Genomic DNA, 11,400 nt, shown 5'->3' with positions numbered 1-11,400 from the left:
GACGGCGTGCCGCTTGGGGGACCAATGTTAGACTTGCGGCTACCTATATATAGGTGATCTCGCGGGAGCCGGTATGCACCGAATCATGCCAAAGGTCCTCCTGGTGCTGGCGCTGGCACTGCCGTCCCTCGCGCTGGCGGACGACAAGCCCAGCTACAACCTGGCGGAGCTCCTGTACGCGCGCATCGTGACCGATAGCGGCGATGCGGACGGATTCGCGGTCAACGGCTCGTACGACATCGGCAGCGGCTTCTTCGCGGAAGGCCTGTACTACCACCTGAAGGACAACAGCGTGCCGGGCGACGTGACCAGCAATACGCTGTTCCTGGGGCCGGGCTACCGCGTGCACTTCCAGCCGGTGGATGTGTTCCTCTCGGTGGACTACCTGCACAAGCAGGTCAGCGGCAACGGCAGCTCGGTCACGCAGGATGGCTACCGCTGGGTATGGGGCCTGCGCTCCAAGGTCACGGACCGGCTGGAACTCAACACCGGCGTGGAGAAAGCCAACGTCGGCCTGACCGATACCGGGCTGCGCCTCGGCGAGAGCTACGAGTTCACCGAGGGCCTCACCTTGCGCGCCCAATATGTCTGGTTCAGCGATGCGCACAGTTGGGTGATCGGGCTGCGGTACCTATATTGATGCCATGAGCGTCCCGAGCCCGTTCATCGAGAGCCTGCCGGTCCACGTGGCCACGGTGGGCTCGAACATGCAGGTGCGCCGCGCCCTGCCCCACCGCCTGCGGCGCATGGTGGGGGCCTGGTGCTTCCTGGACCACTACGGGCCCGTGCCGCTGGAAGCCGAAGACGCCGGCATGCGCGTGGGGCCGCATCCGCACATGGGGCTGCAGACCGTGAGCTGGCTCTATGCCGGCGAGGTGCTGCACCGGGACAGCCTGGGCTCGAGACAGCTCATCCGCCCCGGCCAGCTCAACCTCATGACCGCGGGCCATGGCATCTCCCATTCCGAGGAGAGCCCGCATCCCCATCCGCAGGACCTGCACGGCCTGCAGTTCTGGATCGCGTTGCCGGAATCCGCGCGCCACGGCGCCGCCGCCTTCGACCACCACGCGGCGCTGCCGGCGATGCAGCGTGACGGGCTCAAGCTCTCGCTCATCGTGGGCGATGCGCTGGGGGAACGCTCCCCCGCGAAGGTGCACTCGCCCATGGTGGGGCTCGACATCCAGCTCAAGGACACCGGCCGCCGCAGGCTGCCCCTGGATCCGGCCTTCGAGCACGCGCTCTTGCCCATCTCCGGCAGCCTCACGCTGGAGGGCCTGCAGGCGGAACCCGGCAACCTCTATTACCTGGGGGCGGGGCGCGACGGCATGCTGCTGGAGAACGAGGCGCCGGCCCACGTGTTCCTCCTGGGCGGCGTACCTTTCGGCGAGGACGTGCTGCTGTGGTGGAACTTCGTGGGCCGCAGCAACGAGGAGATGCAGGCGGCGCGGCGGGAGTGGGAAGAACGCGCGGCCCGCTTCGGCGAGGTGCAGGGCTATGACGGTCCGCGGCTGGTGTCGCCGGAACTCACCGCGCGCCTCAAATCCCACCGCTGAATGTGCCGCACCCTCGCGGGTGCGGCACCGTCACAACTCAGGCTGCGGACCTGAGCTTCACCACCGGGAAATCCACTTCCACCTGGGTCACCACGTTCGCGTAGTTGGTGAGCACGTTGAGCGCCACCGCGGTGACGATGTCCAGGATCGCGGCATCCGAGAACCCGGCATCCCGTACCGCCTTGAGCTCAGCATCGCTCACGTGCCCGCGCTCCTCCAGCAAGGCGCCGGCGAAACGCAGCGCCGCCTGCTCGCGCGCGTCCTGCGAGCGGCCGGAGCGGGCCTGTTCCAGGGCCTTGTCATCGAGCTTGGCCACATGCTTGCCGAGGTAGCTGTGGGCCGAGAGGCAGTACTGGCAGCCGTTCGCCTCCGCCACCACCAGGGCGATCTTCTCGACCAGGGGCTTGCCGAGGGAACCGGCATCGGCGGCGGCGAACAGGCCCAGCAGGCCGTTCAGCGCCGCCGGCGAATGGGCGAAGGTGCGGAACATGTTGGGGGTGGCGCCGAGCTTGCTCTGGACGGCATCCAGCAGGGTCTTGGCTTCGCCGGCGGGCTGGGCCAGGGGGGCGATACGGGACATGGTCAGGCTCCTTGAGTTGAGTGTGTTTGTACCGAACGGTCGGTACAATACTGGCCGATGTCCGCCTTGTCAACACTCGTTGTACCTTGCGGTACAATAGACCCATGCCCGCCCCCCTGCTCCCCAAGAGTGAAGTCGTGGACCGCGTCATGGCCGTGTTCCGCGAGCGCGGCTTCGAGGGCGCCACCCTCGCCCGCATCGCCGAAGCCACCGGCCTCGGCAAGGCCAGCCTCTACCACTACTTCCCCGGCGGGAAGGAGGACATGGGGAACGTGGTCCTGGACGTGACCGAGTCCTGGATGCAGGAACACGTGCTCGGCCCCCTCGGCGAAGAGACTCCGCCCCGGCAGCGCATCGGCCGCATGCTGAAGAGCCTGGATGCGCTCTACGACGGCGGCAATGCCGCCTGCCTGCTGGGCACGCTCACGGTGGGGGATTCGCGCACGCTGTTCAGGAAGCGCCTGCAGCGGATCTTCGATGCCTGGATCGACGCGCTGGCGGGAGCCCTGCGCGATGCCGGTTCGGACCGTCGCGCCGCAAGGGAACGCGCTGAGGACACGGTGGCACGCATCGAGGGGGCGCTGATCCTGGCCCAGGCTCGGGGCGACACCGGGCCCTTCCGCCGCCTGCTGCGCCAGCTCGGTGACGAACTGGCGCCGTGAACGGCAAGCAGCGCCTCGCCCGGAAGAAGACCCCCAAAAGATGAGGCCGCCCGGCTCGCGCCGGACGGCCCTATCCTTGCGTGTCTTCCTGGTCCGGCCGCCTCGCCCCCTTTAGGCAGCGTCCGGACCCTGCGAGACACCTCCACCCGATGTAGCTCTGCTTAGATAGCCGCCCCAGGGGAGCAGCCCGACCGTTCATGGCGGTTCTGGATTTAGCCCCCGGAAGGTACTATATTTTCGCGGCCTCGGGTAATAAGCCGAATTAATATCGGCAAAAAGGGTGGAATCATGAATTACGATAAGACCGACCTCAATATCCTGAGAGAACTTCGGCAGAACGCGCGCATCCCAAACAAGGTGCTGGCGGCGCGAGTGGGCATCGCGCCCTCCACCTGCATCACGCGGGTGCGGCGCCTGGTGGACGGTGGAGCCATCTCCGGTTTCTACGCGGAGTTCAACCCCAAGGGCGTGGGCGTGGGGGCCCAGGCCATGGTGTGCCTGCGCATGACGCGCCACGACCGGGAGGACATCGACTCGTTCCGCAGCCACGTGCTGGCACGCGACGAGGTGGTGTCGTTCTTCCACGTCTCCGGCGACGACGACTTCATGCTGCACGTGGCGGTGCGCGACGTGGAGCACCTGCGCGAGTTCATCATCAACGCGCTGTCGGTGCGCCCCGAGATCGTGCACATCGAGACGCGGCTGATCTTCGAGGAGCGGCGCAACCCGGGATTCCCGGTGTACGTGCCGACGGTGCAGGAACGGCTCGCAGCCGAGGAGCTCAAGACAGGCGCTTGATGAGGCCCGTCTTGACCACGGCGTACTGGATCTCGTCCATGCGGAAGAACGCCGGTTCGCCGGCACCGTCCGTGAGCATGATGCAGCCGGGGATCTCCTCGCCGTAGCGCATCTCGGCGAGGCCGTGGAACATGTCGTCCAGCGGGCCGTGGCCGGTGTAGTCCAGCACCAGCGGTTCGGTGCGGCCCTTGAGGAAGAACGCCACGCCGCCTTTATGCGCCGCCGGCTTCCAGTCGCCGTTGGGCTGGGAGGTGAGCTGCAAGGTCTGGATCTCGCTCACGGAGATGAGAACGCTCAGGGCGTCGCTGACGGGGAAAAGATAGAACGCCTGGATGTCCTTGCCTCCGGCGGCGAGGCCTTTCACTCCGCCGAGGATGTCGTCCGCGTCCACCTGGCCGATCTCAACATGCACGGGTGTCGCGCGCCCGTAGAACGTGAGGCGTAGATACTGCTTGCTCATCCGCTGGTCTCCTGCTGCAGGAGCCTTCCCTGGCGGATTTACCCTGGTTCGATTTTACATATATCTAGAACCAGTATACGCCCGCGAAGGCGTATTGCCAGGGCAGTGGGAGCCAAAGGGTCTTAAGCAGACTCTGGCGCGTGGGTGACGAATTCCACCAAGTTACCGTCAGGATCGAAGACGAAGCCTGCAAAGTAATGGGGGTGGATGTGGGGCAGGAGTGCCGGGGTACGGTCGCCGGCGCCGCCTCCCATGAGTGAGGCTTCATATGCCGCTCTCACGTGCTCCTGGCTGGGGCAGTTGAACGCATAGTGCAGCGGCCGCTCGGCGGGAGTGCCGGACTTGATCCAGAAGTCCTTGGCCCGCTCGTCCCCGAAGCCGAGGCTCGGACCCTCGACCTTCACAGCGTAGCCGAGCGGCGCGAGCGCGGCGCTGTAGAAGCGCCGGCTGGCCGCGAGGTCGCGCACTTCGACTTCGAGATGATCGAGCATGGGTCCGTTCCTTACGCTGCTTTGTTCCAAATCTGGATGCCTTCCTGCTGCAGCGCCCGCTGCACGGCGGCGCGCGCGATCACGCGCTCGGCGTGGCGGGTCCACCCCGGGTAGCCGGCGCGCATGTCGAGGCCGATGCGCCCGCCCCAGCGGTAGAACACCAGCAGGTAGGGATCCACCAGGGTGTAGGCGTTGCCCACGGCCCAGTCGCGTCCGGCCATGCGCCGCTCGATGGAGGCATAGTGCTCCAGCACCATCTCCTGCCCCTTGGCCTTCACCGCGCCGTACAGCGCCTCGTCCGCCACGAAGCGGTGCGGACGCCAGAGCTGGCCGTAGGCCATGGCGTGCACCGTGCCCGAGATCCAGTTGAACCACTCCAGACACCGGCCCTGCGCCAGCGTGCCGTGGGGGATGAGGCTCGCGTGGGGAGCCTGCAGGGCAATGTACCAGGACACCGCCGGCGCCTCCGTCAGCACCTCGCCTTCGAAGGTGAGGAGCGCCGGCACGCGGCCCTTGGGGTTGATGGCGAGGTATCCAGGGGTCTGCTGCTTGTTCTCGGCCAGGGCCACGAGTTCCAGCTGGTACTGCAGGCCCAGCTCTTCCAGCAGGATGTGCGGAGCGAGAGAGCATGCGCCGGGAGAGTAGTAAAGCTTCAGCATGTCGGATACCTCGTCGGGTTCAACCACGGCCGCGCATGTTCACCAGTGCCACGCTGCCGATCACCACGCCGCCGCCCACCATGGCGAGCAGCGCCGGCTGCTCGCCCAGGAAGAGCCAGGAGATGAGCATGGCGATGGGTCCGCCGAGATAGAGCGCTGCGGCGGCGCGGCCCGCCGGCAGGCGCGAGAGGGCGTAGGCCCAGGTGAGATTGCCGATGGCCGCGGGGAAGAGGCCAAGGTACAGCACCGCGAGCGTCGCGGGTGCCGAAGCGGTGCTGAGGCCATGGGCAGCCTGCGCGGTCCAGGGCAGCAGCGAGAGCGCGCCGAACACCGCCACCCAGGCGGTGACCGTGAAGGGACCGAACTTCGCGAGCAGCGGCTTCTGGATGATGAAGCTCACCGCCTGGGCCACCGCCGCCACCAGCACGAACAGCGCGCCTGCCTCCACCCGCGTGCCACCGTGCTGGCCAGATACCAGCAGCACGGCGCCCACGAAGCCCATGAGGACGCCGAGCCAGCCCCGGGTGCCCAGGTGCTCGCGCAGCAACACGAGCGCGAGCAGCGCGGTGAAGATGGGCGAGGTGTTGATGATGAGCGAGGCGGTGCCGGCGTCCACGCTGCGCTCGCCGAGGATGAGTGCGCCCTGGTAGGTGGCGATGCCGACGATGCCGGCCGCCGCGAGCCTGAGCCACTCGCCCGCCGTGAGGCGCGCGAAGGCTTCGCGCTTCCAGGCCAGCGCCACGGCGAGCATGGCGAGGGCGGTGACGGTGTTGCGGGTGAGCGCGAGGCCGAGCGCGTCGTACTCGCGCACCGCGTAGCGGATGCCAGTGAAGGCCGAGGCCCACAGCACCAGGGTGGTGGCGAGGGCCAGTACCACGGGCCACAGGGAGGCGCGGGCCGGCGATGCGGGCGCGGGCTCCGCTTCGGGCGACTCGACACCCCGCGCCGCACTCACCACCGCGTCCAACTCGACGAGAGCCGCGCGCTCGACACGTTCTTCAGAAGGCGAGATCATGGGCTAGCAGCCTGTAAGCAATTTTCACAGGCCGCTATTCTAGGAGCGGGCATTTACACGAAACAAACGATGTTTTTGCACCGTCTGATATGCGTGTAACTCACATCAAAGGGAGAGCTCGCGCCCCAGGGCCAGCACTCCGTCCGCCAGGGCGTCGAAGTCCGCGCGCGTGCTGCGGTGATTAATGATAGCCACGCGGATCGCGAAGCGGCCCTTGAGCACGGTGGAGGACGGCGCGGCGATGCCCCGCTCCTGCAGCGCCACCAGGATGCGCGCGTTGAGCTCGTCCAGCACCGGGTCGGGGACGCCGGGCTTGCGGTAACGGAGGTTCACCACGTTGAGCGGCACCGGCGCCAGCAGCTCCAGGTCCGGCTCCCGCCTCACGCGTGCCTCGAGGTAGCGCGCCTGCTCCAGGTTCTGGCTGATGAGCGCGGCGAAGCGCTCCAGGCCGTAGGCCTTGAGGTTCATCCACACCTTGAGGGCGCGGAAGCCGCGCGAGAGCTGCGGACCGTAGTCGGCGAAGGCCACCGCACCGTTGGCGATGCCGCCCTCCAGCTTGTTGAGGTAGCTCGCCGCCACCGCGAAGGCATCCTTGTGCTTCACGCGGTCGCGCACCAGCACGCAGCCCACGTCGTAGGGCAGGTACATCCACTTGTGCAGGTCGAAAGCCACGGAGTCGGCGCGCTCCATGCCCTTCAGCAGCGCACGTGAACCGGGATCCAGCACGCCCCAGGCACCGAACGCGCCGTCCACGTGCAGCCACATCTTCTCGTCGCGACAGAGGTCGGCGATGGCGTCCAGCTCGTCCACCGCGCCGGTGTTGACCGTGCCGGCGTTCGCCACCACGCACACCGGCAGGCGCCCGGCGCGCCGGTCCGCGGCGATGCGGGCCTTGAGCGCAGCGAGGTCCATGCGGAAATCACCCTGCACGGGGATGCAGGCCAGGGACTCGGCACCGAGACCCATGAGCTCAACCGCCTTCTGGGCGGAGTTGTGGGTCTCGGAGGAGGTGTAGAACATCAGGCGCGCGTGGCCGCTGAGGCCTTCGCGGCGCACCGGGAACGGCGCCATGGCGCTGCGCGCCACGTTCATGCCCACGAGGTTGCTCACGGAACTGCCGCTCACCAGGATGCCGCTGGCCTCGGCCGGGAAACCCATGATCTCCTTGAACCACTCGATGACCTGCAGTTCCACGAGGGTCGAGCTCTGGTCGAAGCCCACGGCGTTCACGTTCAGCGTGGCCGCCAGCATGTCCGCCACCACGCCGAGGGGCGTGCCGTTGCCGTGCACCCAGCCCCAGAAGCGGGGATGGCCGTTGCCGGTGGGATAGGGCTGCACCAGTTCCCGGTAGTCACGGTAAGCCGCCTGCACGCCCTCGCCCTGGCGGGGCACGCCCGCCGTGAGCCGCGTGCGCACCGCCGCCGGGACCGGCTGCCAGGGCCGCTCACGGATGCCGGCGAGGTAGTCGAGGGAGTCGTCCAGCGCCGCATGGGCGAAGCGGCGGAACTCGTCCCAGTCCTGGGGATCGAGGCTCAACTCAGGCTTGTTGTCCATGTGCTATATACTGTTAGGAATTTTCACAGAAGCCTAGTGTAAGTTTCGGTTGATAGGCCTAACTAATCATGTTTTTTCACATTTAGATGTGCAAATAACTGACGGGTAACCCATGCGAAACCTGCCTCCCCCCAACGCCCTCAAGGCCTTCGAGGCCGCCGCCCGCCACGGCAGCCTCAGCAAGGCCGCGGTGGAGCTGCACGTGACCCACGGTGCCGTGAGCCGCCAGGTACGCCAACTGGAAGACTTCCTGGGCTGCGAATTGTTCCACCGCTTGCCGCGCGGGCTGCAGCTCACGGCCCGCGGCCGCGAGTTCGCGTTCGGCGTGCAGAGCGCCTTCGACCAGATCCGCGAGGCGGTGGAGGCGGTGCGGGTGGACAGCAGCAAGCAGGTGCTAACGGTGAGCACCCTCGCCTCCCTCGCCGCCCGCTGGCTGGTGCCGCGCCTGCACTGCTTCCAGAAGGGCCACCCGGAGCTCGAGATCCGCCTCAGCACCTCGCCCCAGCTCACGGACTTCGACCGGGACGGCATCGACCTCGCGATCCGCTACGGCCGTGGCCGCTGGCCCGGCGTGACCGCGCTGCGCCTGTTCACGCCGGAGGAGTTCCCGGTGTGCTCGCCGCGGCTGCTCAAGGGCGCGCACCCCCTGCGCGAGCCCTCGGACCTCAAGCACGTGGCGCTGCTGCACGACACCACCCACCGCCACTGGCAGCAGTGGCTGGAGCTCGCCGGCGCGCACGGCGTGGACGCGCGCCAGGGCCTCGTGGTGGAGGACATGAACGTGCTGATCCAGGCCGCCATCGAGGGCCAGGGCGTGGCGCTCGCCTCCGCGCCGCTGGTGCAGGCGGAGATCGAGGCGGGGCGCCTCGTGAAGCCCTTCAGCATCAACCTGCCGGTGGAGCTCGCGTTCTACGCGGTGCACCCCAAGAGCCGCGGCGGCGATCCTTCCGTGCAGGCCTTCGTGGAGTGGCTGCAGGAGGAAGCGCGCGGCATGGGCAAGCACAAAGCTGCCGCCTGAAGCGCGGACTGCTACCCTCGCGCCCACAAGAACAAGGCCTGACATGAACCGCCTGCGCGCCGACTTGCTGCTGCTGCTCACCGCCTTCATCTGGGGCACGGCCTTCATCGCCCAGAAGGACGCGAACCAGAGCATGGCGCCGGTGCTGTTCGTGGGCTCGCGCTTCCTGCTCTCGGCGCTCGCGCTGATCCCGCTGGTCTTATATGAAGCGCGCCGTCAGAGCATCGGGCTCAGCCGGCGCGACTGGCTGCAGGCGCTCATCGTGGGCCTGTGCCTGTTCGCCGGTGCCAGCCTGCAGCAGGTGGGCCTCGTCACCACCTCCGCCACCAACGGCGGCTTCCTCACGGCGCTCTACGTGGTGATCGTGCCGTTCATGGTATGGGGCATGGCGCGCAAGCGCCCGCGCGCGCTGGTGATCGCGGCCTGCGCCGTCTCCATCTGGGGGGCTTGGCTGCTCACGGACGACGGCAGCGCGCGCCACTGGTCGCGCGGCGACCTGCTGGTGCTCTTGGCGGATTTCGCCTGGGCGCTCGCCATCACCGTGATCGGCGACTTCCTGGAACGCACCCACCGGCCGTTCTTCCTGTCCTTCGCCCAGTACGCCATCACCGCAGTGCTAGGCCTCGGGGCAGGCCTCTTGTTCGAGCCTGTCTCCTTGCCGGGCATCGCCGCCGCCACGCCCGCCATCCTCTACGCGGGCCTGCTCTCGGGGGGCGTCGCCTACACGCTGCAGATCGTGGCGCAGAAGCACACGCCGCCCGCCGAAGCGGCGCTGATCATGTCCCTGGAGAGCGTGTTCGCGGCGCTCGCGGGCGCGGTGATGCTGCACGAGCGGCTGACGCCGCTCGCCGCCGCCGGTTGCGGGCTGATCCTGCTGGGCGTGGTCTTGGTCGAGACCGGGCCGGCCTTGGTGCGCTACATGAATCGCACGCCGGTCAACTAGTTCCCCGGGTCCGGCGCTGGCCCGCCGGATTTACCCGCAAGCCAGCGCGATGCTCCCGCAGGCGCCGTCGCCAGCGCCACGCCCGCGAGGGCGATCACGCCGCCCATCACCGCCGGCCAGCTAGGCAGCTCTCCCAGCCATAGCCAGGCGATGGCACAGCCGCTGACCGGAAGCAGGTACAGGAAGTTGGACACCCGCGACGCGGGCGCCCGGGCCAGGGCCCAGGACCAGCACAGATACCCCGCGACCGTAGGCAGGATGCCCAGGTAGAGCAGCGAGCAGATCTGCGCCGTCGATACGGCGGGCAGCTTGCACGGCAGCGCCAGCGCGAAGGGCGCGAGGCCCAGCATCGCTGCGTAGGTGCTGGCGGCGGTGAAGCCGATGGCGCTGCTGCGTGCCAGCAAGGGCTTCTGGTACACGAAGTAGACGGCATTCAGCAGCACCGCGAACAGCACCAGCAGCGCCCCCGGCTCGAAGTGGCCCACTCTCCCCCGGCCCAAGGTCACCAGCAGCGCGCCGCCGAAGGCGATGCCGAGCCCGGCCACGGCGCGGGCACTGAGCCGTTCCTTGAGGTGCAGCACCGCCAATGCGGAAGTGGCGGCCGGGGTCATGGAGAGCACCACCGAGACCATGCCGGCGGTGATATGGACGAGCGCGTAACCCAGGCAGAGCTGGTAGGCGACGTTGCCGAGGAACGAGAGGACCATGACCGCGGGCCAGTCGCGCCGCGGCGGCAGCCGGATCCAGCCCAGGCAGGTGGGGACCGCCAGCGCCGCGCTCGCCACGGCGAAGCGCAGGAACGAGATCTCGCCCGGCGTGAACACCCGCAGCGCGTAGGCCATCGCGGAATAGGACGAGGACCAGAGCAGCACCGCGAGCGCGGCAGCCGGCAAGGCCCAGCGGGTGGAGACTTGATGCGTTCCCATGCCGGTATCGGCCGGCGGGCGATGTACGCCCGCCGGCCGCCGCCAGTCCCGTCAGGCCACGCGGCGCTTGCGCGGAGCCTTCCAGTTGAGCGCCGGGTCGCTCATGAAGGACTCCGGGGGCGTGTGCGCGATGTGGTTGACGTAGTTCGAGATGGTCTTGCAGGCGATGATCAGCAGCACCTCGAGCACGTTGGCCTGGGTGTAGCCGGCGGCGATGAACTTCTCCACGGCCGCGTCGCCCACGAAGCCGCGCTCGCGCACCACCGCTTCGGTGAAGGACCTCAAGGTCTGCAACCGGGCGTTGGAGACGGGCTTCTCCTCACGCACCGCCTTGATCACGTCCTCGTCGAGCTTCGACATGCGGGCGAGGTAGGTGTGGCCGGCGGCGCAGTATTCGCAGCCGTGGAACACGCTGACCGTGAGGTACACCAGCTGCTGCTCGGCGGGCGACATGCCCGACTGGGTGGAGAGCTTGAAGAGCTGCTGGTAGGCCTCGAGGGTGGGCGCGCTTTCCGCGAGCACCGCGTGCAGGGTGGGGATGAAGCCCCAGTCCTTCTGGGACATCTCGAGCAGGGACTTGGAGGCCTGGGGAGCGCTCTCCAGGGTATGGACGGCGAACGGTTTCATGGCATGGGCTCCTGACTTGGCGTGCCCGCCTCCAACAGGGGGCACAGGGGTCAGGCATGGTATTGGCTCATAAATCATCGACAAAGTAGTTCCATTGCACTGGATTAATGCGCA

Annotated in this window: 14 protein-coding genes; 6 read left to right on the top strand and 8 right to left on the bottom strand. The window is 67.9% G+C overall.

The genetic code is table 11. The annotated features are described in order from the left end of the window. Positions 1-85: 85 nt before the first annotated feature. Together VF651_03895 and VF651_03890 are read left to right on the top strand one after the other, a co-directional pair. On the top strand, positions 86-640 hold the full coding sequence (locus VF651_03895; protein ID HEX7964840.1) for an outer membrane beta-barrel protein: 555 nt from the start codon (positions 86-88) through the stop codon (positions 638-640). A 4-nt stretch (positions 641-644) separates the two neighbouring features. After that, entirely contained in the window at positions 645-1,553 is a 909-nt protein-coding gene (locus tag VF651_03890) for a pirin family protein (GenBank protein ID HEX7964839.1), read from the top strand. 37 nt (positions 1,554-1,590) lie between these two features. Here VF651_03890 and VF651_03885 read toward each other — a convergent pair whose 3' ends face one another. Beyond that, on the bottom strand, positions 1,591-2,133 hold the full coding sequence (locus VF651_03885) for a peroxidase-related enzyme (GenBank protein HEX7964838.1): 543 nt from the start codon (positions 2,131-2,133) through the stop codon (positions 1,591-1,593). Between the two features lie 104 nt (positions 2,134-2,237). Between VF651_03885 and VF651_03880 the strand changes: the two genes are divergently transcribed. Both VF651_03880 and VF651_03875 read left to right on the top strand, forming a co-directional pair. Beyond that, positions 2,238-2,795: a TetR/AcrR family transcriptional regulator gene (locus VF651_03880; GenBank protein HEX7964837.1), complete on the top strand. Its 558-nt coding sequence runs from the start codon at positions 2,238-2,240 to the stop codon at positions 2,793-2,795. A 288-nt stretch (positions 2,796-3,083) separates the two neighbouring features. Beyond that, positions 3,084-3,593, top strand: coding sequence for an Lrp/AsnC family transcriptional regulator (locus VF651_03875; GenBank protein HEX7964836.1), 510 nt, complete (start codon positions 3,084-3,086; stop codon positions 3,591-3,593). Here the strand turns inward: VF651_03875 and VF651_03870 are convergent. The 5 genes from VF651_03870 to VF651_03850 all read right to left on the bottom strand — a co-directional run bounded on the left by VF651_03870 (position 3,577) and on the right by VF651_03850 (position 7,772). Continuing rightward, positions 3,577-4,053 (bottom strand): hypothetical protein, encoded by a 477-nt coding sequence (locus VF651_03870; protein HEX7964835.1) that lies wholly within the window; start codon positions 4,051-4,053, stop codon positions 3,577-3,579. The two genes, VF651_03875 and VF651_03870, sit on opposite strands and share 17 nt — an antisense overlap. A gap of 122 nt (positions 4,054-4,175) precedes the next feature. Continuing rightward, on the bottom strand, positions 4,176-4,544 hold the full coding sequence (locus tag VF651_03865) for a VOC family protein (protein HEX7964834.1): 369 nt from the start codon (positions 4,542-4,544) through the stop codon (positions 4,176-4,178). A gap of 11 nt (positions 4,545-4,555) precedes the next feature. Then, positions 4,556-5,203: a glutathione binding-like protein gene (locus VF651_03860; GenBank protein ID HEX7964833.1), complete on the bottom strand. Its 648-nt coding sequence runs from the start codon at positions 5,201-5,203 to the stop codon at positions 4,556-4,558. A 19-nt stretch (positions 5,204-5,222) separates the two neighbouring features. After that, on the bottom strand, positions 5,223-6,218 hold the full coding sequence (locus VF651_03855; GenBank protein ID HEX7964832.1) for an EamA family transporter: 996 nt from the start codon (positions 6,216-6,218) through the stop codon (positions 5,223-5,225). Positions 6,219-6,323: 105 nt separating this feature from the next. Next, positions 6,324-7,772: a pyridoxal-dependent decarboxylase gene (locus VF651_03850; GenBank protein HEX7964831.1), complete on the bottom strand. Its 1,449-nt coding sequence runs from the start codon at positions 7,770-7,772 to the stop codon at positions 6,324-6,326. A gap of 112 nt (positions 7,773-7,884) precedes the next feature. Between VF651_03850 and VF651_03845 the strand changes: the two genes are divergently transcribed. Beyond that, entirely contained in the window at positions 7,885-8,790 is a 906-nt protein-coding gene (locus tag VF651_03845; protein HEX7964830.1) for a transcriptional regulator GcvA, read from the top strand. A gap of 43 nt (positions 8,791-8,833) precedes the next feature. Next, entirely contained in the window at positions 8,834-9,733 is a 900-nt protein-coding gene (locus VF651_03840; protein HEX7964829.1) for a DMT family transporter, read from the top strand. Here VF651_03840 and VF651_03835 read toward each other — a convergent pair. Together VF651_03835 and VF651_03830 are read right to left on the bottom strand one after the other, a co-directional pair. Beyond that, on the bottom strand, positions 9,730-10,659 hold the full coding sequence (locus VF651_03835; GenBank protein HEX7964828.1) for a DMT family transporter: 930 nt from the start codon (positions 10,657-10,659) through the stop codon (positions 9,730-9,732). The genes VF651_03840 and VF651_03835 overlap by 4 nt on opposite strands. A gap of 51 nt (positions 10,660-10,710) precedes the next feature. Continuing rightward, complete coding sequence (locus VF651_03830) at positions 10,711-11,286, bottom strand: carboxymuconolactone decarboxylase family protein (GenBank protein HEX7964827.1); 576 nt, start codon at positions 11,284-11,286, stop codon at positions 10,711-10,713. Positions 11,287-11,400 lie beyond the last annotated feature (114 nt).

The organism is Gammaproteobacteria bacterium (assembly GCA_036383255.1).
Lineage (GTDB): Bacteria > Pseudomonadota > Gammaproteobacteria > Natronospirales > REEB76 > DASUBN01.
Note: the sequence above shows the minus strand (reverse complement) of the source record. Positions and strands in the feature narration are given on the sequence as shown.